This window comes from Streptomyces sp. B93 (assembly GCF_018070565.1).
Classification (GTDB): Bacteria; Actinomycetota; Actinomycetes; order Streptomycetales; family Streptomycetaceae; genus Streptomyces.
This window is the reverse complement of the sequence record NZ_JAGPXL010000009.1, coordinates 140,556-164,008: the sequence shown is the minus strand read 5'-3', so window position 1 is coordinate 164,008 and position 23,453 is coordinate 140,556. Positions and strand designations below refer to the sequence as shown.

Sequence of the window (23,453 nt, the reverse complement as noted above, 5' to 3'; positions counted from 1 at the left end):
GCGGTGGACCGGCCATTGATGCGGCTGATGAAGGGAGTGTTTATCGTCAGGCAGACGACTATGATCGCCACATGCCCTACGACCCGTCAGCCTTTCCGCCCTTCGCCGTCACCGTGGACCTGGTCGTGCTGACCGTGCGACGCCACGCCCTCTGCGCGATGGCGGTACGCCGGGGCGAGCCCCCGTTCCAGGGGCGTTGGGCACTGCCCGGCGGCTTCGTACGGGCCGACGAGGACCTGGCGCAGGCCGCCGCGCGTGAGCTGGCCGAGGAGACCGGTCTGCGGGTCCATGACCCCGCCGTCCCCGCCCAGGACAACGGCGCACATCTGGAACAGCTCGCGACCTACGGTGACCCCAAGCGCGACCCCAGGATGCGGGTGGTCAGCGTCGCCCACCTGGCGCTCGCCCCCGACCTGCCCGCACCCCGCGCCGGAGGCGACGCCAGCAACGCGCGCTGGGCACCGGTCGAGGAACTGTTGCAGCAGGCCGGATACGGACGCGACGGCGAAACCCTCGCCCCGCTCGCCTTCGACCACGGCCAGATCCTCGCGGACGGGGTGGAGCGCGCCCGCTCCAAGATCGAGTACTCGTCCCTCGCCACCGCGTTCTGCCCGCCCGAGTTCACTGTGGGCGAGCTGCGCCGCGTCTACGAGGCGGTGTGGGGCGTGGCGCTCGACCCGCGGAATTTCCATCGCAAGGTCACCGGCACCCCGGGCTTCCTCGTCCCCACCGGCGGCACGACCACACGCCAGGGCGGCCGTCCCGCCCAGCTGTTCCGGGCAGGTGGGGCCACACTGCTCAATCCCCCGATGCTGCGGCCCGAGGTGTAGCACCGCCCGCCGGACCGACCCGTCACCCGCCACCCCGGCTCGGGGAGCGAGGTCACGGTGCCCGAAAAACCGGACATAGGGCGCTATCTTGCTGTGAGTGATCCAGGCCTTCGGACTGACCAGCAACCCCCGCAAGGGCCTTGCCCCCGCCGTCGACGACGTCTCCTTCGAGGCGCACGCGGGCCAGGTGACCGCGCTGCTCGGAGCGGCCGACGCGGGCAAGACGACGGCGCTGCGGCTGATGCTCGAGCTGCAACAGGGCCGTGGAGTCACCTACTTCAGAGGCCGCCCGCTGCACCGCATCGCCCACCCGTCGCGCGAAGTCGGCGTCCTGCTCGGCGATGTGCCGGGCCATCCGGCCCGCACCGTCCGGGGCCATCTGCGAATGCTGTGCGCCGCCGCGGGAGTTCCGGTCCGGCGTGCCGACGAGGTGCTGGAGGTCGTCGGCCTGGTCAGCCTGCGCGACGAGCGGATCGGCACACTCTCGCTAGGAATGGACCGCCGCCTCGGTCTCGCCTGCGCGCTGCTGGCCGACCCGCACACGCTCGTCCTCGACGAACCGGCCGAAGGTCTCACCACACGCGAGAGCCACTGGCTGTACGGCACGCTCCGCGCACACGCCGCACAGGGCGGCACGGTCCTGCTCACCACCGCCGACCCGAAGGAGGCCGCTCGCACCGCCGACCGGGTCGTGACGCTGGACCGGGGCCGACTCGTCGCCGACCAGCACGCCGCCGACTTCGCCCGCACCCGGCTGCGCCCCCGGGTCGCCGTGCGCAGCCCCCACGCGGCCCGCCTCGCCGCCCTGCTCACGAAGGAAGCCCGCACCGCGCACCGGTCGGTCGAGGTCGTACGGGAGGGCGGCAATCGCCTCTCGGTGTACGGCAGTAGCTGCGCCGACGTCGGCGAGACCGCGTTCCGGCACGGCGTTCTCGTACATCAACTCGCCGACGAGACGGGAGACATGGGGCCCGGAGCGGGAGTGAGCGCCTCGACCGATACCCAACGGCAGTCCCCTGAAGCCCCTCAGCCTCAAGAGCCGCCAGCGCGACAGGAACACGAACAGCAGGAAGAGGCTCAAGACCAGGAACAGCCACAGGAACCTCCGGCGCAACAAGAGCCCCACAACCCCCAGCGCCCCACCCCCCTCACACCCCTCGCCGCATCCACATCCCTCCCGCCCCCCATCTCCGTCCGCCCCGCGCCCAGCCCGCTGCGGCCGTTGCGCTACGAGCTGCGTCGGGCCACCGGCATCAGCACCCTCTTCCTCACTGGCGCCGCGGTGCTGGTCGTGTCCGTGGTCACCGCCTTGGTCCTCGCGCGGATCGGGCACACCCCGCAGGAGCGTCTGCTCGCCGCCTGGCCCCGGGAGCTGCCGCTGCCGCCCGCGGCGCTCGGTGCGGGACTGCTGGGGGCGCTGGCCTTCGGCGACGAGTTCCGCCACCCCGCGCTGGCGGCGGATCGCGGCACCGTGCCCCGCCGACTGGGGCTGCTGGCCGCCAAGCTCCTCGTCGCCGCGGCCACCGCGCTGGTCCTGGCCGTCCTCACCGTGGGCTGCGACGCCGAAGTGCTCTATCTGTTCTACGGACGGGAGCTGGCCGAGGTTCCCGCGGACTGGCTGCCCCTTGGAGCGAGTTGGATCGGGCTCGTGGTGGGGTGCGCCTGGGCCGGGGTGCTGGCGGCCGGGGTCTTCCGGTCCACGACCGCCGGGCTGGCGGCGGTGGTCTGTGTCCCGGTCCTCGTCGTACCGCTCGTGCAGCGACTGCTGGAAGGGCCGTCCGTGCGGGCCGCGACGGGGTGGCCGATGCGGTTGCGTGAGGTGTTGCTGTCGCAGTGGCCCTTCGGCGGTGAGCGGTATGTGGCGGCTGCCGCGCGGATGGTCGCCCAACCTGTGGGCGGTGCCCTGATGTTGTCGCTGACCGCTCTGCTCTGCGCATATCTGTTCATGACCGTGCGCAGCAGAGTCCGATGACCACCCTTCGTCATCTTCCGGCTGCGACCTGTGCGCAACTCCCCCGAGAGCGCCCATTTCTTTCCGATAAGGCGTCAATTGCGACGAAGTGAGCGATCACCCTTTCGTGTGCTTTTCACCAAAGACCTCAAGGGAGTTGGAGACGGCGCCGACAAAGGATGCGTGAGTACCCTTGCGCACACCATGATGACCCCCGCCCGTCCCACGGACTCTGGTCTCACCGGCCCGGGCGAAATCGACCGCTACCCCTACGCGGAGGCTCCCGCCCCCGACCGCGTGGGAGCGCCCGCCTGGGAGGGCGCCGACCCCGAGCTGGCCCGCGCGGGCCGCCGGGCCGCGGGCAGCCGCGGGCGCGGACTGCACGGCCAACTCGTTCAGCAGCTGGGCCAGATGATCGTCTCCGGCGACCTGGGTGCCGACCGCCCCCTGGTGCCCGAGGAGATCGGCCAGCGTTTCGAGGTATCCCGCACCGTCGTCCGTGAGTCGCTCCGTGTCCTGGAGGCCAAGGGCCTCGTCAGCGCCCGTCCGAACGTCGGCACGCGCGTGCGTCCCGTCAGCGACTGGAACCTGCTGGACCCGGACATCATCGAATGGCGGGCCTTCGGGCCGCAGCGCGACGACCAGCGCCGGGAGCTGAGCGAGCTGCGGTGGACCATCGAACCGCTCGCGGCGCGGCTGGCCGCCGGGCACGGCCGCGAGGACGTCCAGCAGCGGATCTCCGACATGGTCGGGATCATGGGCCACGCCCTGGGGCAGGGCGACGCGCTCACCTTCTCCCGGGCCGACGCCGAGTTCCATTCGCTGCTGATCCAGATCGCGGGCAACCGCATGCTGGAACACCTGTCCGGGATCGTCTCGGCGGCCCTCCAGGTCTCCGGCGGCCCGGTCACGGGCTGCGACCGGCCGAACGAGACGACGCTGGCGCACCACGCGCGGATCGTCGACGCCCTCGCCGCCGGCGACGGCGGGGCCGCCGAGGCCGCCATGCGCCAGCTGCTCACGGTCCACCCCGAGGTGGAGCGCGTGGTGCCGGCCCCGCGCGAGCACTGACCCTCCGTCGCGGGCGCCCCGGCCTGAAGGCGTCTCCCCTCCTGCGCCACCGCCCGGTCGGCGCCCTCCTCCGTCGGACCCCGCAGGGCTCCTCCCGACCTGCGGGGTCCGACGGCGCGAGCGCCCCCCGGTGCCCGGGGCGATCACCCGGCGGGCCGCCGGGGCGGATCACGGCTGCGCGAGGGCCGACACCCTGTGCCCATGTCTGACCGTTTTTGAGTGCTTACGGGGTGTGACTCGGGCCACGCAGATTGGGCGTAACACTCGTGGAGACAGCGCGATGACCTAAGAGGTGACAGCCGCGGAGGGAATACGGACGCCGTAAACGGCGCTGTGCATCTTCCCCGGCCCCGCCCGCGCCGTCGGCCCATCCCCAAGCCGGTGGTCGGTTCCTGTCCGTAACGGACAGGGCCGGAAGTCGTTTTCCAACGTTCCGAGAGGTTGTTCGTGTCGGCCAGCACATCCCGTACGCTCCCGCCGGAGATCGCCGAGTCCGTCTCTGTCATGGCGCTCATTGAGCGGGGAAAGGCTGAGGGGCAGATCGCCGGCGATGACGTGCGTCGGGCCTTCGAAGCTGACCAGATTCCGGCCACTCAGTGGAAGAACGTACTGCGCAGCCTCAACCAGATCCTCGAGGAAGAGGGTGTGACGCTGATGGTCAGTGCCGCAGAGCCCAAGCGCACCCGAAAGAGCGTCGCAGCGAAGAGCCCGGCCAAGCGCACCGCCACCAAGACGGTCGCGGCGAAGACGGTGTCCGCGAGGAAGGCCACCGCCAGCACCGCTGCTCCGGCAGCGCAGGCCGACCCCGCAGTCGCCGAGGCCACCGAGGAGACCGCGCCCGCCAAGAAGGCGGCCGCGAAGAAGACGACCGCCAAGAAGGCGGCCACGAAGAAGACCGTCGCCAAGAAGACGGCTGCCAAGAAGACGGCCGCCGCCAAGAAGGACGACGCCGAGCTGATCGAGGAAGAGGTACTCGAGGAGCCCAAGGCGGGCGAGGAGCCCGAGGGCACCGAGAGCGCGGGCTTCGTACTGTCCGACGAGGACGAGGACGACGCCCCCGCCCAGCAGGTCGCCGCGGCCGGCGCCACCGCCGACCCGGTCAAGGACTACCTCAAGCAGATCGGCAAGGTCCCCCTGCTCAACGCCGAGCAGGAGGTGGAGCTGGCCAAGCGCATCGAGGCCGGTCTCTTCGCCGAGGACAAGCTCGCCAACTCCGACAAGCTGGCGCCCAAGCTCAAGCGCGAGCTGGAGATCATCGCTGAGGACGGCCGCCGCGCCAAGAACCACCTGCTGGAGGCCAACCTCCGCCTGGTGGTCTCCCTGGCCAAGCGCTACACCGGCCGCGGCATGCTCTTCCTGGACCTCATCCAGGAGGGCAACCTCGGTCTGATCCGCGCGGTGGAGAAGTTCGACTACACCAAGGGCTACAAGTTCTCCACGTACGCCACCTGGTGGATCCGCCAGGCGATCACCCGCGCGATGGCCGACCAGGCCCGCACCATCCGTATCCCGGTGCACATGGTCGAGGTCATCAACAAGCTCGCGCGTGTGCAGCGCCAGATGCTCCAGGACCTGGGCCGCGAGCCCACCCCGGAGGAGCTGGCCAAGGAACTCGACATGACCCCGGAGAAGGTCATCGAGGTCCAGAAGTACGGCCGCGAGCCCATCTCGCTGCACACCCCGCTCGGTGAGGACGGTGACAGCGAGTTCGGTGACCTCATCGAGGACTCCGAGGCCGTCGTCCCGGCCGACGCGGTCAGCTTCACCCTCCTCCAGGAGCAGCTGCACTCGGTCCTGGACACCCTGTCGGAGCGCGAGGCGGGCGTCGTCTCCATGCGCTTCGGTCTCACCGACGGTCAGCCGAAGACCCTCGACGAGATCGGCAAGGTCTACGGCGTCACGCGTGAGCGCATCCGCCAGATCGAGTCCAAGACCATGTCGAAGCTGCGCCACCCGTCCCGCTCGCAGGTGCTGCGCGACTACCTGGACTAGTAGTACCGAGTCGGTCCTACGACGACGAAGGCCCGGTCCCCCGAGTGGGGCCGGGCCTTTCGCGTGCTCGCGCGGGGTGCGGGGCTGTGCGGGGTGAATCACGCTGGGTGTCCCATGACCACCCCGGAGTGAGGAGCTTGCATGCGTCAGTCCGTTGTCCGGGCCCTGTCCCGGCCGCTGGTCCTTGCCGCTGCCACGGCCGTGTTGCCACTGGTCTCCGCGGCCCCCGTGACCGCCGAGGGCGTCGTCGTCGGTGGGTTTCCCGTCGATGTGTCCCAGAGTCCCTGGACGGTGGCGCTGTCCAGCCGTGACCGGTTCGGGGGTACGCGGGCGGGCCAGTTCTGCGACGGTGTGGCGGTCGGTCCGACCACCGTGGTGACGGCGGCCCACTGCCTGGACGAGGAGGTCCTGAGCGGGCCCGTGGAGCAGGTGACCGACCTCAAGGTGATCGCGGGGCGCACGGATCTGCGGACGGCCCAGGGACGCGAGATAGCCGTCCGGGACACCTGGGTGAACCCGGGCTACGACAGCGACAGCAACGCGGGGGACTTCGCGGTGCTCACCCTCGCGGAGTCACTGCCGGAGAACTCGGCCATCGCGATGGCGGCCGCGGGAGATCCCGCATATGAGCCGGGCACGGCGGCCACCGTCTACGGCTGGGGGGACGCCACCGGCGCCGGTGAGTACGCCGACGGGCTGCGGGGCGCGCGGCTGCATGTGCTCTCGGACGCCCTGTGCGAGCGAGCCTATCCCGGGGGCGGCGACGGGGAGTACCGGGCGGACAGCATGCTGTGCGCCGGTGAGGTGCTGGGCGGGCGGGACGCCTGCCAGGGGGACAGCGGAGGGCCGCTGGTCGCACAGGGGCGGCTCATCGGCCTGGTGTCCTGGGGGAGCGGCTGTGGGCGGGCCGGGAGCCCCGGTGTCTACACGAGGGTGTCCGACATGCTGACCAGGCTGGGGTGGGACCGCGCGGGCCGGGTGCCCCAGGACGGCGCCTGAGCCGGAACCGGGACCACGAGCGCGGGCGGCCGCCCCTCACCTGACGGGAGGGGCAGCCGCCCGTGCACCGGCCTGTGCCGGATCGGCTCGTCGTGGTCCGAGGTGTCAGCGCTCTTCTTCGGAAGCAGAAGCGGGAACGGACGTCAGCCGCTCCGTCTCGTCCTGTATCTCAGCGGCGATCTTCTTGAGTTCCGGCTCGAACTTGCGGCCGTGGTGGGCGCAGAAGAGCAGTTCGCCGCCGCTGAGCAGAACGACGCGCACGTATGCCTGTGCGCCGCAGCGGTCGCAGCGGTCAGCGGCCGTCAGCGGGCTCGCGGGGGTCAGAACAGTAGTCACGTCGCCTCTTCTCTAGCTCGACGAGCTGTCGTACCAGGGTCAACATCCAACCAGGCCCAAAACGTTCCCGCTCGGGGCTTCTCCTCGAAAAATCTTTCCGAGGCCGGCTGTCTGCTGCCGGTTGGCGGCGAATGTGCCGTATTACGTGTCTGTGTGTCTTACGGTTTCGCGCAGTCGGTCATCATCTGTCCTCCCGGCTGGGTTGCCGGTTTGTTCATGAGGACGTGCCCGGAGCCTAAATGGTTCATGCCCCGAAGGGAACGTGATATGTACTTCACCCCATCGAGGGATCGAACACGCATGCGACATTGGACTAGGCTGAAACCGCAGACGAGGGTGGCGTTACAACGGCTCTACCAGGCCTCGGTACCCTCTGAGCGGCGACCGAAGCCGGGCCCTTACCCACCAGGGCCTCACTTGAAATTCAGCGAGGAGCGAACCGCGTGACCGCCGAGACGTCCGTGCCGTCCACAGCGCTGCTGGCAGGAGCAGACCGGGACGGTTCCAACTACACCGCGCGGCACCTGCTCGTCCTCGAAGGGCTTGAGGCCGTCCGCAAGCGCCCGGGCATGTACATCGGCTCGACCGACAGCCGTGGCCTGATGCACTGCCTCTGGGAGATCATCGACAACTCCGTCGACGAGGCCCTCGGCGGCTACTGCGACCACATCGAGGTCGTCCTGCACGACGACGGCTCGGTGGAGGTCCGGGACAACGGCCGGGGCATCCCCGTCGACGTCGAGCCCAAGACCGGCCTCTCCGGCGTCGAGGTCGTCATGACCAAGCTGCACGCGGGCGGCAAGTTCGGCGGCGGCTCCTACGCCGCCTCCGGCGGTCTGCACGGCGTCGGCGCCTCCGTGGTCAACGCCCTCTCCGCCCGGCTGGACGTCGAGGTCGACCGCGGCGGCCACACCCATGCGATCAGCTTCCGGCGCGGTGTGCCCGGTGCCTTCGCCGCGCTGGGCCCCGACGCGAAGTTCGAGGCCACGAGCGGCCTGCGCAAGGCCAAGAAGATCCCCAAGACCCGCACCGGCACGCGCGTGCGGTACTGGGCCGACCGCCAGATCTTCCTCAAGGACGCCAAGCTCTCCCTGGAGAACCTCCACCAGCGCGCCCGCCAGACCGCCTTCCTCGTGCCCGGCCTGACCATCGTCGTCCGCGACGAGTACGGCCTGGGCGAGGGCGGCAGCAAGGGTGAGGAGTCCTTCCGCTTCGACGGCGGTATCAGCGAGTTCTGCGAGTACCTGGCTACCGACAAGGCCGTCTGCGACGTCCTCCGTTTCTCCGGCCAGGGCACCTTCAAGGAGACCGTCCCGGTCCTCGACGAGCACGGCCAGATGACCCCCACCGAGGTCACGCGCGAGCTGGGCGTCGATGTGGCGCTGCGCTGGGGCACCGGCTACGACACCACCCTCAGGTCGTTCGTCAACATCATCGCCACGCCCAAGGGCGGCACTCATGTGGCGGGCTTCGAGCAGGCCGTCACCAAGACCATGAACGAGGTGCTGCGCGCCAAGAAGCTGCTGCGTGTGGCCGAGGACGACATCGTCAAGGACGACGCCCTGGAGGGCCTCACCGCGGTCGTCACGGTCCGTCTCGCCGAACCGCAGTTCGAGGGGCAGACCAAGGAGGTGCTCGGCACCTCGGCGGCCCGCCGGATCGTGAACAGCGTGATCTCCAAGGAGCTGAAGGCGTTCCTGACGGCCACCAAGCGGGACGCCGCCCAGCAGGCCCGCGTGGTGATGGAGAAGGCCGTCGCCGCCGCCCGTACCCGGATCGCGGCCCGCCAGCACAAGGACGCCCAGCGCCGCAAGACGGCCCTGGAGTCGTCCTCCCTGCCCGCCAAGCTCGCCGACTGCCGCAGCGACGATGTCGAGCGCAGCGAGCTGTTCATCGTCGAGGGCGACTCCGCGCTGGGCACCGCCAAGCTGGCGCGGAACTCCGAGTTCCAGGCGCTGCTGCCGATCCGCGGCAAGATCCTCAACGTACAGAAGTCGTCCGTCACGGACATGCTCAAGAACGCCGAGTGCGGTGCGATCATCCAGGTCATAGGAGCGGGCTCGGGCCGTACCTTCGACATCGACGCGGCCCGCTACGGCAAGATCATCATGATGACCGACGCCGATGTGGACGGTTCCCACATCCGCACCCTGCTGCTGACGCTGTTCCACCGCTACATGCGGCCCATGGTCGAGTCGGGCCGGGTCTTCGCCGCGGTGCCGCCGCTGCACCGGGTCGAGATCGTCCAGCCCAGGAAGGGCCAGGACAAGTACGTCTACACGTACTCGGACCGCGAGCTGCGCGACAAGCTCATGGAGTTCCAGAGCAAGGGCATCCGCTACAAGGACTCCATCCAGCGCTACAAGGGCCTCGGTGAGATGGACGCCGACCAGCTGGCCGAGACCACGATGGACCCGCGCCACCGCACCCTGCGCCGGATCAACCTCTCCGACCTGGAGGCCGCGGAAGGCGTCTTCGACCTGCTGATGGGCAACGAGGTCGCCCCGCGCAAGGAGTTCATCTCCAACTCGGCGGCGACGCTGGACCGCTCCCGCATCGACGCGTAGCCAACGCGCCCGTCGGCAACTGGTGGTGGGGCGCGCGGGACCGGTGGCACCGCCCCCGCCACCGGTCACCTGATGGGGTGAGAGCCGGGAGAAGAAGAGTCGGGGATCTTCCCGTTCTGTCCATGCTTGGGCATGCACTCAAGCAACGCTAGGTACGGCGATCCCTGGTACGACGCGCTCGCCTCCGGCTGGGGCGAGGCAGGCGGCACGCACGTACCGGCCGCGCCCGTGCCGCCCGCCCGCCGGGAGGGCGGCACGGACACGGCGGCCGACGTCTATGTCGAGGTGCAGCGCAGCGCCGCCTTCCAGGAGGTACGCGGCCGTTACCGCCGCTTCGTGGTGCCCGCGACCAGCGGCTTCCTCGTCTGGTACGTGGCCTACGTCGTGACCGCCACCACCGCGCCCGGCCTGATGGCCCGCCCCGTGGCGGGCGCCGTGAACGTGGCGATGCTGGCCGGGCTCGGGCAGTTCCTCACCACCTTCCTGCTGACCTGGGCCTACGCCAGGCACGCCCGGCTGCGCAGGGACCGGGCCGCGCTCGAACTGCGCTGGGACACCCAGGAGATGACCAGGGGCGCGCGGGGCGGTGCGCGGTGACGGAGAACCACCAGACGCTGGCGCTGGTGCTGTTCAGCGCGTTCGTCGCCGTCACCCTGGGCATCACCACCTGGGTGAGCCGCAACCGGCACGGATCCGCCGAGGAGTTCTACGCCGGGGGGCGGCTGTTCACCCCTATGGAGAATGGTTTTGCCATCGCGGGCGACTACATGTCCGCCGCGTCCTTCCTCGGTATCAGCGGACTCATCGCCCTCTACGGGTACGACGGGATGCTGTACTCGGTGGGCTTCCTGGTGGCCTGGCTCGTGGTGCTGTTCCTGGTGGCCGAACTGGTCCGCAACTGCGGCCGGTTCACCCTCGCCGACGTCGTCGCCGCCCGGATGCGGGAGCGGCCGGTGCGCATCGCGGCGGGAACTTCCTCGGTCACCGTGTCCGTTCTGTATCTGGTGGCGCAGATGGTGGGCGCGGGCAGTCTGGTCGCCTTGCTGCTGGGCGGGAGCAGCGAAGCGGCACAGTCCTGGACCGTCGTCGGCGTCGGCGCGCTCATGGTCGTCTATGTGTCGTTGGGAGGGATGCGGGCCACCACCTGGATCCAGATCGTGAAGGCGGTCCTGCTGATCGGCGGCACCATCGCGCTGACGGTGCTCGTCCTCGCGCGGTTCCACGGCGACTTCAACCGGCTGCTCACCGCGGCCGCGGAGCGCAGCGGACACGGCTCGTCGTTCCTGGCGCCCGGACTGAAGTACGGCGGCGACTGGACCGCGCGCTTCGACTTCATCAGCCTCGGACTCGCCCTGGTCCTCGGCACCGCCGGGCTGCCGCACATCCTGTCCCGGTTCTACACCGTGCCGACGGCGCGCGCCGCGCGCCGCTCGGTGATCTGGGCGATCGGACTGATCGGCGGCTTCTATCTGATGACGATCGTGCTCGGCTTCGGCGCGGCCGCGATCGTGGGACCGGACGCCGTGCGCGGCTCCAACGCGGCCGGGAACACGGCCGTACCCCTGCTGGCCCTCGATCTCGGCGGGGGCGCGGATTCCACGGGGGGCACGGTGCTGTTCGCGGTGGTCGCCGCCGTCGCCTTCGCCACCATCCTCGCGGTGGTCGCCGGGATCACCCTCGCCTCCTCCGCCTCCGTCGCCCACGATCTCTACGCCTCACTGCGCCGCCGTACGTCCACACCGCGTAGCGAGGTGGCGGTCGCACGGGTCGCGGCGGTCGGCATCGGCGTCGTCGCCATCGCTCTCGGCCTGCTCGCCCGGGACCTGAACGTCGCCTTCCTGGTCGGCCTCGCCTTCGCCGTCGCCGCGTCCGCCAACCTGCCGGTGCTGCTGTACTCGCTGTTCTGGCGGGGCTTCACCACCCGGGGCGCCGTATGGGCCGTCTACGGCGGGCTCGTCCCGGCCGTGCTGCTCGTCGTCCTGTCGCCGGTGGTGTCGGGCAGCCCGGACTCGCTGTTCCCCGGCGTCGACTTCCAGTACTTCCCGCTCCAGAACCCCGGCCTGATCTCCATCCCGCTCGGCTTCGCCGCGGGCTGGCTCGGCACGGTCACCTCGGCGGAGGGCCCCGACGAGGCCCGGCACGCGGAGACGGAGGTGCGGTCGCTGACCGGAGCGGGGGCGGCGTAGGAGCGTACGCCAGGGCGGGATGCCGGCGCGGGATCGTGTGAAGATCCGCCCCTCGGCGAGAAACGGCGGCCCGCCATCCGTAGGGAAGGGGGGCACGGTTCCTTCCCCCGCCCCCATGGGCCGTGCCCTCAGGCGCGGGTCGCCCACGCGTAACGGTGTTCCGGGCGGCCCGCGTCGCCGTACTTCAGGGTCAGCGTGGCCCGTCCGGTGCGCTCCAGGAGCTTCAGATAACGCTGGGCGGTCTGGCGGCTCACCCCAGTCCGCTCGGCGACCTCCTGGGCCGACAGCGGCCCCTCCGCGGCCATCAGCGACCGGCGGACCAGTTCGGCCGTGGTGGGGGAGTGCCCCTTGGGCAGACCGGGCTCGGTGGGCGTGGCCAGGGCGCCGAAGATGCGGTCCACCTCGGCCTGCTCGGCCTCCCCGCCACCGTCCAGGGTCCGCCGCAGCTGCGCGTACGCCTCCAGCTTGGCGCGCAGGCCCGCGAAGGCGAACGGCTTGACCAGGTACTGGAGCGCCCCGTGCCGCATCGCCGCCTGTACGGTCGACACGTCCCGGGCCGCCGTCACCATGATCACGTCGGTCTGGTGACCGCGTCGGCGCATCTCCTGAACCGCCTCCAGGCCCGTCCCGTCGGGCAGGTAGTGGTCCATGAGGACCAGGTCCACCCGCGGCAGCTCCGCCAGCCTCAGCAGCGCCTGCGCGGCGCTGTGTGCCTCCCCGGCGACATGGAAGCCCGGGACCTTCCCGACGTACGCGGCGTTGACCCGCGCGACCCTGACGTCGTCGTCCACCACCAGGACCTCGATCATCCCGACTCCTCCTCGCCGACGCCCCGTGTCCCCGGCAGCGCGGCGTACGCGGCCTCCTGGTCCGGTCCGGCCAGGGCCTCGGGCAGTACGACGGTGAACTCGGCGCCCCCGCCCGCCGCCTCGCCCACCGTGACGGTGCCACCCTGCCGCTCGGCGAGCCTGTGGACCAGGGACAGCCCGATGCCGCGCTCCCGGTGCGCGGGCGACTGCTTGGTGGACCACCCCTCGGTGAAGATCAACTCCCGTTGCCCGGCCGGGATGCCGGGTCCCGTGTCCCGCACGGTGAGGACGGCCGTACGACCCTCGGTGCGCAACTCGGCCTCCACGCGCGCGTGCGGTGTGCCCGCCACGGCGTCGAGCGCGTTGTCCACCAGATTGCCGACGACCGTCACCAGCCCCCGGGGGTCGACCAGCCGGTCCGGCAGCCGGGTACGGCCCGACAGCCGCAACGCGACCCCGCGCTCGGCGGCGACGGTGGCCTTGCCGACCAGCAGCGCGGCGAGCAGCGGGTCCCGGATCCGCTCGGCGACCTCCTCCGCCGTGGCCCGGTGCTCGCCGACCACCTCCCCGACGAACTCGGCGGCGTCGTCGTACATCTCCAGTTCGAGCAGTCCGAGGAGCGTGTGCATGCGGTTGGCGTGCTCGTGGTCCTGGGCGCGCAGGGCGTCGATCAGGCCGCGCGTCGAGTCCAGTTCCCGGCCGAGCTGCTCCAGCTCCGTGCGGTCGCGCAGGGAGGCCACGGCGCCGCCGTCGTCGGTGGGCATGCGGTTGGCGACCAGGACGCGCTGGCCGCGGACGGTGAGCAGATCGGTTCCCGTGGCCCGCCCGGCCAGCACATCGGCGGTGCGGCCAGCGCCGAGCGCCTCGTCCGGGGAACGGCCCACGGCCTCCTCACCGAGGCCCAGCAGGCGCTGCGCCTCGTCGTTGAGCAGCCGGATCCTGCCCTCGCGGTCCAGGGCGACGACGCCCTCCCGGATGCCGTGCAGCATCGCCTCGCGCTCCGCGAGCAGCCCCGCGATGTCCGAGAACGCCAGGTCGTGGGTCTGGCGCTGGACCCGGCGCGCGATGAGCCAGGCCGCGAGCGCGCCCACGGCCAGTGCGCCCCCGGCGTACGCCAGCAGCTCGGGGATCGCGTGGACCAGACGGGCGCGCACGCTGTCGTAGGCGATGCCGACGGAGACCGCCCCGACGATGTCCCCGTCGCCGTCGCGCAGCGGCACCTTGCCGCGGGCGGTGCGGCCCAGGGTGCCCTCGTCGATCTGCATGACCTCCTGCCCGGCGAGCGCCTGGCTGGGGTCGGTCGAGACATGGCCGCCGATCTGCGCGGGCTCGGTGTGCGACCAGCGCACGCCCCGCGTGTCCATGACGACGACGTACTCGGCCCGGGTGGACCGCCGGATGCGTTCCGCCTCCCGCTGCACGGGCCCGTCGGCCGTCGGCGCGGTGCTCGTGACCTCCTCGGCGAGCCGCGGCTGGGCCGCCGTGGTCTGGGCGATCGCCAGCGCCCTGCGCATCGCCTGGTCGTCGAGCTGCTCACTGAGCGGTGCGAGGAACAGCCCGGTGGCGAGCACCGCGACTCCCGCGGCGATCGCCACCTGCATCAGCAGCACCTGCGAGAACACCCGGCGGGGGAGGCCGAGACGCAGACGGCGTACGGGGGACGGGTGACTCATGGGCTTGACGGTACGGGGTGGCGGCGCGCGGTCGAAGGGGATGTGGCGTGGATCCTGTTGATCCTGTTGATCCTGTTGATCCGGCGGAGGCGGGGCGGAGCTGTTGGCCGGCGAGCCGTCTGCCGGCGGGCACGGGCCGGAGCCGTCAGCTCGCGAGTGCCGCCGGGGCCAGCTCACGGACCGCGACGACGTCCATCCGCGCGGGCGAGCCCAGTACCGAGGTGGCGCAGCTCTCCGGCCGTGGCGGCAGGGACGCCCCCTGGGCGATCAGCACCCGCCAGTGGCGCCCGTCGACGTGCGCGACGGTCACCTCCCAGCGCGGTGCCGCCCCGTCGGTCCGTACGGCGTTCTCGGTCCGTACGACGCTCAGCACGCCCGCCGCGTACTCGCCCGTCGCTGTCCGTACCGCCAGCTCGGCCGCCTGGCCGGGCCGCTCCCACGCGGAGCTGCCGCGGCACCCCTCCACGACGACCCGGCCCTCCTGGACGCCGTGCAGGACCTCCTTGACCGTGTGCGCCTCCGCCCGGCCGTAGGAGTATCCGTACGGCAGGACGAGCACCGTCGGCGCGAAGCGGTGTCCACCCAGATGGGTGACCTCCCAGACGCCCCGCACGCCGGACGTCGCGAGTTCGGCGGCCAGGGGGCGGCCCAGGAGGGCGCAGCAGCGGTCGCGTCGGCCGTTGGTGCAGACCAGTGCGAGCGGGTCGCCGGTGTGCGCGCCGCCGTCGAGGGCCCGGTCGAAGCTGCGGTGTTCGCCTCGGCCGAGGGCGGAGAGGTCCAGGTCGAGCAGCCGCCGCGGATCGGTGATCGTGGCGGAGCGCAGCCAGGTGGCGCCGGGCAGGGTGTGCGCCGCGTACACCTGGCGCGCCGCGGGGGTGCCGGGGTCCGCGTGCCGTCCGGGGCGGCGGATGAGCGCCACGCGCACGCCGGTGCCCTCGGCAGCCGCTTCCAGGGCCCGGCCAAGGGCGGGGTCCAAGTGGCTGGAGGTGAGCGCCCGGGGTCCCCACGGGCCGGGTTGTTCCAGCAGCAGCCAGGTCGTCGCCGTGGCCGCGGTGCCGGAAATGGGCTCGTCGAGATCGCGGGAGACGCTCGCACACGTACTCACAGAGGTGAGCCTAACCTGAGTTGATCGGGTGTGACTTCCGGACGTCCTCGTGTCCTGTTCCGGATTCCCCGTCCCCGTCTGGTTATGGCCCGGTCCGCGGGAGTGGCTGAGGGGGACGGGGACCCACGTAGTGCCCACTGGGGCGCATGCGCAGGGGACGCTCCCCGTACTCCTCCAGGGCGTGGGCGATCCAGCCCGCGGTACGGGCCACCGCGAAGATCGTCTCGCCCGCGGTGGCGGGCATGGCGCAGGAGGCGGTGAGGACGGCCAGCGCCAGGTCGACGTTGGCGTGCAGCGGGGTGTGGCGGGCGGCGGTGGCCTCGATGTCACGGGCCGCCGCGAGGGCGGGCGCGGCGTGGGGGATGTCGTCCAGGAGGGCGAACAGGGCACGCGCGCGTGGGTCCTCGCCGGGGTACAGGCGGTGACCGAGCCCCGGGATACGCCGTCCGGCACGCAGTTCCTCGGCGATCACCGGTGCCGCGTCGCCGTGGTCGAGGACGTCCAGCAGCAGCCGGTGGGCGAGGCCGCTGGCGGCGCCGTGCAGCGGGCCCTCGATCACGCCGAGCCCCGCGGAGACGGCGGCGTACGCGTGTGCGCGGGCCGAGGCGGCGACCCGTACCGCCAGTGTGGAGGCGGCCAGGTCGTGGTCGACGAGCAGGGCCAGGGCGGTGTCGAGGACGCGCAGTGACGGCTCGTCGGCCGGGCGCTCGCTGAGCCGCCCCCACAGGCGTTGTGCCAGCGGACCCTCGTCGCGATGCGTGGGCCGGACCGGTGGCAGCGCGGCGACGAGCGTGGGGATGAGGTTGCGGGCCGTGCCGAGCACGGCGTCCTCGGACAGGTCGAAGCGCAGCGGGTCGGTGGCCGCGGCGGCGATGGCGGCGACCCTCAACCGGTCGGTGGGCGCGGCGTGTTCGGGCAGGGCGTCCACCGCGCGGCGGGCCACCGCGACGGCTGGGTCGGCGGCGGTGAAGGTGACGCCGGGGCGCAGGGTGCCGGTCCACAGCCATTCGGCGACCTCCTCGTAGGAGTGCCGGGCGGCGAGTTCGACGGCGTCGACGCCACGGAAGTAGAACCGGTCCTCCTCGATGAGGGTGATCCGTGTCCGCACCGCGGGCTCGCCCCCGGAGCCGCTCGTGCCGGTGCCGCTCTCCCGCCTGTTGCGCCGGGAGAGGGCCTCGACCTCCTTGGCGGCGAAGGTGCTGCCCCGGCCGCCGGGTGCGCGTCTGCTGCTGAGCTGGCCGCGACTGACGTAGGCGTAGACGGTCTCGGGCTTCACGCCGAGGAGTTCGGCGGCTTCCTTGGTGCTCAGCCGTCGTTCCGGGTGACCGGGACCGGGCTCTTGATCGCGCATGGCTGCCACGCTATCGATCCTCTCCCCACATTGATCGAATCAACATTGACAGATAATAAGTCAACCATAGACAGTCGAATCAAGTACAAGGAGGTAATCATGTCCGTCAATATGTCCGGCAACGCCACCGCCAACAGGTCCGGAACCACCCTTGTCGAGGTACCGCGCGGGCTCGCGGGCGTCGTGGTCGCCGAGACCCGCATCGGAGACGTCCGCGGGCTGGAGGGCTTCTACCACTACCGCCAGTACTCGGCCGTCGAACTCGCCCGCACGCGCGGCTTCGAGGACGTCTGGCATCTGCTGGTCCACGGCGAACTGCCGGACGCGGCCCGCGCCGCTGCCTTCGCCGCCGGGACCGCGGCGTTGCGACGGCTGCCCGCCGAGGTCGCGTCCGCACTCCCCGCCATCGCGGCGGCCGGTGGCGCCTCGGGGCCCCTCGCCGGGATGCGGACGGCGCTGTCGCTGCTGGGCGCGGCGAAGGGCTTCCGGCCGGTGTACGACATTGACGCCGACCGGCGCCGGGCCGACACCCTGACCGCCACCGCGGCCGTGCCCACCCTGCTCACCGCGCTGCACCGGCTCGGCCGGGGACTGGACCCGGTGGAGCCGCGCGAGGACCTGTCCTACGCGGCGAACTACCTCTACATGCTGACGGGCGAGGAACCGGACGCGCGCCAGGCCAGGGCGATCGAGCAATACCTGATCTCAGCCATTGACCACGGCTTCAACGCGTCAACCTTCACGGCCCGCGTGATCGCCTCCACCGGCGCGGACGTGGCCGCGTGCCTCGTCGGGGCGGTGGGTGCGCTGTCCGGCCCCCTGCACGGCGGCGCCCCCAGCCGGGCCCTCGACACCCTGGACGCCATCGGCACCCCCGACCGCATCGACCCCTGGATCCGTGAACGGGTCCTCGCCGGTGACCGCATCATGGGCTTCGGCCACGCCGTCTACCGCACCGAGGACCCTCGCTCCCGCATGCTCCGCGAGATCGCCCAGACCTTCGGCGGCAGCCGCGTCGACCTCGCCGTAGAGGTCGAACGCCGGGTGGAGGCGATCCTCGCCGAACTGAAACCCGGCCGCGAACTCCACACCAACGTCGAGTTCTACGCGGGCCTCGTCATGGAACTCTGCGGCCTGCCCCGCGAGATGTTCACCCCCACCTTCGCGGCGGCCCGCATGGTCGGCTGGAGCGCCAACGTCCTGGAACAGGCGGAGGACTCGAAGATCATCCGACCGGTGGCGCGGTATGTGGGGCCGGGGGTGCAGGTGAAGGTGCCCGAGGTGGCCTGAGGGATGAGTGTGGCCTGGTGCCGTTCTGGCGCCAGGCCTCATCGGGTGGTCATGGAGCAGGGACGGGGTGCCGGGCTGCTCGCTGGTGGGTGTCCGGCTCGTTGACTGGTGGCAGGCGGCCGGGTCGTGCGACGGACGGTCTTGGGTGGACGCGTGCTCGTGCGCTGCGGTCAGGCGTCGGGGATGTCCGCCTTGGCGCGGATCAGGGTTTCCCGGCTCACGACGACGATGCGTTCGTAATCGGCACGGGACGCGTCGGCGGGCAGTTCGCCCTCCAACGCCGCGGTGGCCTCGGTGCCGATCACAGCGAAGTTGCCGTCGCTCAGCTCGAAGAGGTCAGGGCAGTTGGCTCCGGAGGCACTGCCACGGGCGCTTGGAGGCACACCGATTCGGCGCACGATCTTCAAGAGGGTACCGCTCCTTTTAGAGGCTTGGGCGATGCGATTGGGGAGCACGTTACTCAAGTGGTGGTGGGTTGCCCACCACCCACCACTCGTCCGTGTCTGCCTCGTCCAAGTCCTTGATCAGTCCGTCGACCATCCGCCCGATCCGAGCTTCGTCGGAGGACTGCTTCAGCGTGGCCCGCTGTCCCCGCGACGCCTCCCAGTACTCGCGGAGAAGAGGGCTCTGGAACAGCTCCCGCAGGTGTCCGTACAGCTCCTCCTGATCCACGATCCCCGCGCGGTAGAGGTGGTAGAGGTTGACGTACCAGGCGTTCGCGAAGAAGTACTGGCGTCGCTTCTCCGCCGGAATGTTCTTGTCGTAGGTGTCGATCACCGCCGCCAGCGAGGGATCGTCGATCGCCTTGGCCAGCAATTCCCAGTGCATGCGCTGCTGATGGGCGATCGCCGCCCGACGTGACGTCACGTCCTCCAGTTCCAGCTGCCTCACCTGAAGACGCGCTGCCTCGAGGCGTCGCTGGCGCGAGACCAGTGACACTGCGGCAGTGGCGAGCACCAGGCTGGCGGCAGAGGCTATTCGCCCCCTTGCGTACTTCCGAGTGGCCATGTCAACTACCCCCGAATCATGCGACCGACCGCCGGTCGTCGGGTGCGGGTCGACTGGAGGGGACCGGCGGGCGATGGGTGGCGCTAGAGAGCGTCCTGCGGGATCGGTCGAGGTACGGACCCCGGGTGGTCCCGCTCGGCCTTGCCGGGCGCTGCTGCTCGACGCCGGTCCGATGCGAAGGACATCCCTAGCCGTCTCCCAGGGTGCCGAGCGGCTCTGATCGGCAGGGAGGCGGAGAAGAGGCGCACGGAGGGAAGCGAGGGTCGCACGCTCCGGCGCCTTGCCGAAACCTCTGCCCCGTCGGGAGTGCTAACAATCGTTCACTGCGGGGCGTATCCGATGGCTCGTATCCTGGGGCGGCATTCCATCCTCGTACGCGCGCACGGCCGCGATCCGGTGCGCGCGTGGGCGTGAGAGAGGTCGCACGTTGGTGCACGAGCCCAGTCCACGGCAGATCCCGGTCGTCGTCCTTGCCGGATTTCTCGGGTCAGGGAAGACGACACTGCTCAATCATCTGCTCCACCACAGCGGCGGCAGCCGGATCGGTGCCATTGTGAACGACTTCGGGGCGATCGAGATCGACGCGATGGCGGTGGCGGGGGCGATGGGGGATTCGACCGTTTCCCTGGGGAACGGGTGTCTCTGCTGTGCTGTCGACGTCAGTGAGCTGGACGGGTACCTGGAGCGTCTGACCCGGCCGGGGCTCGGGATCGATGTCGTCGTGATCGAGGCCAGCGGGCTCGCCGAACCGCAGGAGCTGGTGCGGATGGTGCTCGCCAGCGACAATCCGCGAGTCGTCTACGGCGGGCTGGTCGAGGTCGTCGACGCGGCGGAGTTCGACGACACGCGCGCGCGGCATCCCGAGATCGACCGGCATCTCGCGATCGCCGATCTGGTCGTGGTCAACAAGGTCGACCGGGTGGACGGTGGCGACCGGGTGCTCGGGCTGGTGCGGTCGCTCGTCGACGGGGCGGCCGTGGTTCCGGCTTCCCACGGCCGTGTCGATCCGGAGTTCCTCTTCGACTGCCGGCCCAGTGCGGAGCGGATCGGGCAGTTGTCCTTCGATGATCTGCATGATCATGGTCTTGAAGGGGGTGGGCATGCCGGGCATCTGCACTCCGGGTACGACAGCGTCTCCTTCGTGTCCGAAGTGCCCCTCGACCCGCGTCGGTTGATGAGCTTCCTCGACAGTCGGCCCGCGGGGCTCTACCGGATCAAGGGGTACGTCGACTTCGGCGCGTACGACGCGCGCAACCGGTATGCCCTGCACGCCGTGGGGAGGTTCCTGCGGTTCTATCCGGAGCGCTGGGACGGCGGTGAGGCGCGGCTGAGCCAGCTCGTCCTCATCGGGTCCGGAATCGACGCCGACGCCCTCGGCAAGGAACTCGACGCGTGCCGTGGCGACGCCCCGCACACCGCCGACGAGCACGGCATGTGGGGCGTCCTGCGTTACGTACCGGACCCGGACGACGGGACCGACAGCCCTTGGCCAGTCCTCAGGTGACAGGTCCCGCCACCGTCGCCACCGTCTTCGGGAGGGACACGCCCGAACCGTCGCGGCGTGGGTCCATCTCCGGGAGGTCGGCCGGGGTGCCGTTCTTCTGGGCGGCCAGGGCCGGGGTCGGACCCGCCCAGGCCAGGGCCAGGCAGTCCTCGCCCTTCAGGAAGCGCTGGCAGCGGACACCTCCGGTGGCGCGGCCCTTGCGGGGGTACTGGTCGAACGGGGTCAGCTTGGCGGTCGTCTGGACGGAGTCGTCCAGTGTGCCGCGCGAGCCCGCGACCGTGAACACCACGGCGTCGGCCGCCGGGTCGACCGCCGTGAACGAGATGACCTTCGCGCCCTCCGCGAGTTTGATGCCCGCCATGCCGCCCGCCGGACGCCCCTGCGGCCGGACCTGCGCGGCCTGGTAGCGCAGCAACTGGGCGTCGTCCGTGATGAAGACCAGGTCCTCGTCGCCGGTACGCAGCTCCACCGCGCCGACGATGCGGTCGCCCTCCTTGAGGGTGATGACCTCCAGCTCGTCCTTGTTGGCCGGGTAGTCCGGGACGACCCGCTTGACCACGCCCTGCTCGGTGCCGAGGGCGAGACCCGGGGAGGACTCGTCGAGCGTGGTCAGGCAGACGACCGTCTCGTCGTCCTCCAGCGACACGAACTCCGCCAGCGGCGCGCCGCCCGCCAGGTTCGGGGCCGAGGTGGTCTCCGGCAGCTGGGGGAGGTCGATCACGTTCAGCCGGAGCAGACGGCCCGCCGAGGTGACCGCGCCGATCTCACCGCGCGCGGTCGCCGGGACCGCCGAGACGATCACGTCGTGCTTGACGCGCCGGGCCTTGGCGTCCGCCGCGAACGGTTCGCCGTTCGCCGTACGGGCCAGCAGACCCGTCGACGACAGCAGCACCCGGCACGGGTCGTCCGCCACCTGGAGCGGCACCGCGGCGACCGGGATCTCACCGGCCTCCAGCAGCAGCGTACGGCGGTCGGCGCCGAACTTCTTGGCGACCGTGGCCAGTTCGGAGGAGACCAGCTTGCGCAGCTCCGCGTCGGACTCCAGGATGCGGGTCAGCTCCTCGATCTCCGCGGTGAGCCGGTCCTTCTCCGCCTCCAGCTCGATCCGGTCGTACTTGGTGAGCCTGCGCAGCGGCGTGTCCAGGATGTACTGCGTCTGGACGTCGCTCAGGCCGAAGCGGCCCATCAGGCGCTCCTTGGCCTGCGCGCTGTTCTCGCTGGAGCGGATCAGCCGGATGACCTCGTCGATGTCGAGCAGGGCGGTCAGCAGGCCCTCGACCAGGTGGAGCCGGTCGCGGCGTTTGCCGCGGCGGTACTCCGAGCGGCGGCGCACGACCTCGAAGCGGTGGTCGAGGTAGACCTCCAGCAGCTCCTTCAGGCCGAGCGTGAGCGGCTGCCCGTCGACGAGCGCGACGTTGTTGATGCCGAAGGACTCTTCCATCGGCGTCAGCTTGTACAGCTGCTCCAGCACGGCCTCCGGCACGAAGCCGTTCTTGATCTCGATGACCAGCCGCAGCCCGTGCGCACGGTCGGTGAGGTCCTTGACGTCGGCGATGCCCTGGAGCTTCTTCGAGCCGACCAGGTCCTTGATCTTGGAGATCACCTTCTCCGGGCCGACCGTGAACGGCAGCTCGGTGACGACCAGGCCCTTGCGGCGCGCGGTGACGTCCTCCACGGAGACCGTCGCGCGGATCTTGAAGGTGCCGCGGCCGGTCTCGTACGCGTCCCTGATCCCGGCGAGGCCGACGATCCGGCCGCCGGTGGGCAGGTCGGGGCCCGGGATGTGGCGCATCAGGGCGTCCAGATCCGCGTTCGGGTGCCGGATCAGGTGGCGGGCGGCGGCGACGACCTCGCGCAGGTTGTGCGGCGGCATGTTGGTGGCCATGCCGACCGCGATCCCGGAGGCGCCGTTGACCAGGAGGTTCGGGAAGGCGGCGGGCAGCGCCGCCGGCTCCTGCTCCTGGCCGTCGTAGTTCGGGGCGAAGTCGACGGTGTCCTCGTCGATCGACTCCGTCATCAGGCTGGTCGCCTCGGTCATCCGGCACTCGGTGTACCGCATGGCGGCCGGCGGGTCGTCGTTGCCCAGGGAGCCGAAGTTGCCGTGGCCGTCGACCAGGGGGACGCGCATCGAGAACGGCTGCGCCATGCGCACCAGGGCGTCGTAGATCGAGGAGTCGCCGTGCGGGTGCAGCTTGCCCATGACCTCGCCGACGACGCGGGCGCACTTCACGTAGCCGCGCTCGGGGCGCAGCCCCATCTCGTTCATCTGGTAGACGATGCGCCGGTGCACCGGCTTGAGGCCGTCACGGGCGTCCGGCAGGGCGCGGGAGTAGATGACCGAGTACGCGTACTCGAGGAAGGAGCCCTGCATCTCGTCGACGACGTCGATGTCGAGGATCTTCTCCTCGTACGGGTCGTCGGGCGGCGGGGTCTTCGTGCTACGGCGGGCCATCGCTGCCTGGCTCCTCTTTTCTGGTCGCTCGCCCACGGGGCGCGTCTTGCACGTGCTGAGGCGTGGAACAGGTCTGACGCGGTCCATTGTGGACCGCGGCACTGACAACACCGGACGGGGAGGCCGTTCCGCCGCCCCGGCGGGGCCGCGCCGGGGCGCCGGCGTCCCCTCGGGGCGCCGTGCGGTGGCCCGACTTCCCGAGAGGCTACGGGATCTCGCTGTCGGCGTACGTCCCGCGGGAACTTCACCGCTGGTCCGCGCGCTTGCATACAGTGGCAGGACGGCAGGAAATCCGCGGTCCGAGGACCGCGCCCGCGATCGAAGGGACG

At 71.0% G+C, this 23,453-nt stretch carries 18 protein-coding genes; 10 read left to right on the top strand and 8 right to left on the bottom strand.

What is annotated here, in order from left to right; genetic code table 11:
- Nucleotides 1-71 precede the first annotated feature (71 nt).
- From KBY47_RS11825 to KBY47_RS11805, 5 genes are all read left to right on the top strand, one after another.
- Nucleotides 72-830: an NUDIX domain-containing protein gene (locus KBY47_RS11825; RefSeq protein ID WP_210920993.1), complete on the top strand. Its 759-nt coding sequence runs from the start codon at nucleotides 72-74 to the stop codon at nucleotides 828-830.
- Between the two features lie 97 nt (nucleotides 831-927).
- Nucleotides 928-2,802 (top strand): ATP-binding cassette domain-containing protein, encoded by a 1,875-nt coding sequence (locus KBY47_RS11820; RefSeq protein WP_210920992.1) that lies wholly within the window; start codon nucleotides 928-930, stop codon nucleotides 2,800-2,802.
- 162 nt (nucleotides 2,803-2,964) lie between these two features.
- On the top strand, nucleotides 2,965-3,852 hold the full coding sequence (locus tag KBY47_RS11815) for a FadR/GntR family transcriptional regulator (protein WP_210920991.1): 888 nt from the start codon (nucleotides 2,965-2,967) through the stop codon (nucleotides 3,850-3,852).
- A 447-nt stretch (nucleotides 3,853-4,299) separates the two neighbouring features.
- A complete protein-coding gene (locus tag KBY47_RS11810) occupies nucleotides 4,300-5,844 on the top strand; it encodes an RNA polymerase sigma factor (RefSeq protein ID WP_210920990.1) in 1,545 nt (514 codons plus the stop codon).
- Nucleotides 5,845-5,985: 141 nt separating this feature from the next.
- The gene (locus tag KBY47_RS11805) at nucleotides 5,986-6,843 is read left to right on the top strand and encodes a trypsin-like serine protease (protein ID WP_210920989.1); all 858 of its coding nucleotides are present in this window, start codon (nucleotides 5,986-5,988) and stop codon (nucleotides 6,841-6,843) included.
- 105 nt (nucleotides 6,844-6,948) lie between these two features.
- On the opposite strand, the gene KBY47_RS11800 is transcribed toward KBY47_RS11805, so the two are convergent.
- Entirely contained in the window at nucleotides 6,949-7,179 is a 231-nt protein-coding gene (locus KBY47_RS11800) for a hypothetical protein (RefSeq protein WP_030945102.1), read from the bottom strand.
- A 443-nt stretch (nucleotides 7,180-7,622) separates the two neighbouring features.
- Here KBY47_RS11800 and KBY47_RS11795 point away from each other — a divergent pair, with 443 nt between their 5' ends.
- The 3 genes from KBY47_RS11795 (at nucleotide 7,623) to KBY47_RS11785 (ending at nucleotide 11,932) form a co-directional block, all read left to right on the top strand.
- Complete coding sequence (locus KBY47_RS11795) at nucleotides 7,623-9,746, top strand: type IIA DNA topoisomerase subunit B (protein WP_210920988.1); 2,124 nt, start codon at nucleotides 7,623-7,625, stop codon at nucleotides 9,744-9,746.
- 132 nt (nucleotides 9,747-9,878) lie between these two features.
- On the top strand, nucleotides 9,879-10,343 hold the full coding sequence (locus KBY47_RS11790; RefSeq protein WP_210920987.1) for a DUF485 domain-containing protein: 465 nt from the start codon (nucleotides 9,879-9,881) through the stop codon (nucleotides 10,341-10,343).
- Nucleotides 10,340-11,932 carry a cation acetate symporter gene (locus tag KBY47_RS11785; protein WP_210920986.1) on the top strand — a complete coding sequence of 531 codons (1,593 nt, stop codon included), beginning with the start codon at nucleotides 10,340-10,342 and terminating at the stop codon, nucleotides 11,930-11,932. The genes KBY47_RS11790 and KBY47_RS11785 overlap by 4 nt, the downstream gene beginning before the upstream one ends.
- Before the next feature lie 128 nt (nucleotides 11,933-12,060).
- Here the strand turns inward: KBY47_RS11785 and KBY47_RS11780 are convergent, their stop codons facing one another.
- The 4 genes from KBY47_RS11780 to KBY47_RS11765 form a co-directional block, all read right to left on the bottom strand.
- Entirely contained in the window at nucleotides 12,061-12,741 is a 681-nt protein-coding gene (locus KBY47_RS11780; protein ID WP_210920985.1) for a response regulator, read from the bottom strand.
- Nucleotides 12,738-14,414 (bottom strand): sensor histidine kinase, encoded by a 1,677-nt coding sequence (locus KBY47_RS11775; protein ID WP_210920984.1) that lies wholly within the window; start codon nucleotides 14,412-14,414, stop codon nucleotides 12,738-12,740. Before KBY47_RS11775 ends, KBY47_RS11780 begins: the two co-directional genes overlap by 4 nt.
- A 145-nt stretch (nucleotides 14,415-14,559) precedes the next feature.
- The gene (locus tag KBY47_RS11770; RefSeq protein ID WP_210920983.1) at nucleotides 14,560-15,519 is read right to left on the bottom strand and encodes a sucrase ferredoxin; all 960 of its coding nucleotides are present in this window, start codon (nucleotides 15,517-15,519) and stop codon (nucleotides 14,560-14,562) included.
- 82 nt (nucleotides 15,520-15,601) lie between these two features.
- Nucleotides 15,602-16,870 (bottom strand): citrate synthase, encoded by a 1,269-nt coding sequence (locus KBY47_RS11765; RefSeq protein ID WP_210920982.1) that lies wholly within the window; start codon nucleotides 16,868-16,870, stop codon nucleotides 15,602-15,604.
- A gap of 111 nt (nucleotides 16,871-16,981) precedes the next feature.
- Between KBY47_RS11765 and KBY47_RS11760 the strand changes: the two genes are divergently transcribed.
- Nucleotides 16,982-18,160: a citrate synthase/methylcitrate synthase gene (locus KBY47_RS11760; protein WP_210921065.1), complete on the top strand. Its 1,179-nt coding sequence runs from the start codon at nucleotides 16,982-16,984 to the stop codon at nucleotides 18,158-18,160.
- Between the two features lie 170 nt (nucleotides 18,161-18,330).
- Here KBY47_RS11760 and KBY47_RS11755 read toward each other — a convergent pair whose 3' ends face one another.
- Both KBY47_RS11755 and KBY47_RS11750 read right to left on the bottom strand, forming a co-directional pair.
- Complete coding sequence (locus tag KBY47_RS11755; protein ID WP_210920981.1) at nucleotides 18,331-18,567, bottom strand: hypothetical protein; 237 nt, start codon at nucleotides 18,565-18,567, stop codon at nucleotides 18,331-18,333.
- Nucleotides 18,568-18,616: 49 nt separating this feature from the next.
- Nucleotides 18,617-19,168 (bottom strand): DUF6082 family protein, encoded by a 552-nt coding sequence (locus tag KBY47_RS11750; RefSeq protein ID WP_210920980.1) that lies wholly within the window; start codon nucleotides 19,166-19,168, stop codon nucleotides 18,617-18,619.
- Nucleotides 19,169-19,598: 430 nt separating this feature from the next.
- Between KBY47_RS11750 and KBY47_RS11745 the strand changes: the two genes are divergently transcribed.
- Complete coding sequence (locus tag KBY47_RS11745) at nucleotides 19,599-20,672, top strand: GTP-binding protein (RefSeq protein WP_210920979.1); 1,074 nt, start codon at nucleotides 19,599-19,601, stop codon at nucleotides 20,670-20,672.
- On the opposite strand, the gene KBY47_RS11740 is transcribed toward KBY47_RS11745, so the two are convergent.
- Nucleotides 20,665-23,124 carry a DNA topoisomerase (ATP-hydrolyzing) subunit A gene (locus KBY47_RS11740; RefSeq protein ID WP_210920978.1) on the bottom strand — a complete coding sequence of 820 codons (2,460 nt, stop codon included), beginning with the start codon at nucleotides 23,122-23,124 and terminating at the stop codon, nucleotides 20,665-20,667. The genes KBY47_RS11745 and KBY47_RS11740 overlap by 8 nt on opposite strands.
- Between the last annotated feature and the right edge of the window lie 329 nt (nucleotides 23,125-23,453).

Coding starts and splice junctions, on each gene's coding strand:
- KBY47_RS11760 (WP_210921065.1), top strand. CDS start 16,982: ATGTCCGGCAACGCCACCGCCAACAGGTCCGGAACCACCCTTGTCGAG.
- KBY47_RS11775 (WP_210920984.1), bottom strand. CDS start 14,414: ATGAGTCACCCGTCCCCCGTACGCCGTCTGCGTCTCGGCCTCCCCCGC.
- KBY47_RS11780 (WP_210920985.1), bottom strand. CDS start 12,741: ATGATCGAGGTCCTGGTGGTGGACGACGACGTCAGGGTCGCGCGGGTC.
- KBY47_RS11790 (WP_210920987.1), top strand. CDS start 9,879: ATGCACTCAAGCAACGCTAGGTACGGCGATCCCTGGTACGACGCGCTC.
- KBY47_RS11765 (WP_210920982.1), bottom strand. CDS start 16,870: ATGCGCGATCAAGAGCCCGGTCCCGGTCACCCGGAACGACGGCTGAGC.
- KBY47_RS11805 (WP_210920989.1), top strand. CDS start 5,986: ATGCGTCAGTCCGTTGTCCGGGCCCTGTCCCGGCCGCTGGTCCTTGCC.
- KBY47_RS11750 (WP_210920980.1), bottom strand. CDS start 19,168: ATGGCCACTCGGAAGTACGCAAGGGGGCGAATAGCCTCTGCCGCCAGC.
- KBY47_RS11825 (WP_210920993.1), top strand. CDS start 72: ATGCCCTACGACCCGTCAGCCTTTCCGCCCTTCGCCGTCACCGTGGAC.
- KBY47_RS11740 (WP_210920978.1), bottom strand. CDS start 23,124: ATGGCCCGCCGTAGCACGAAGACCCCGCCGCCCGACGACCCGTACGAG.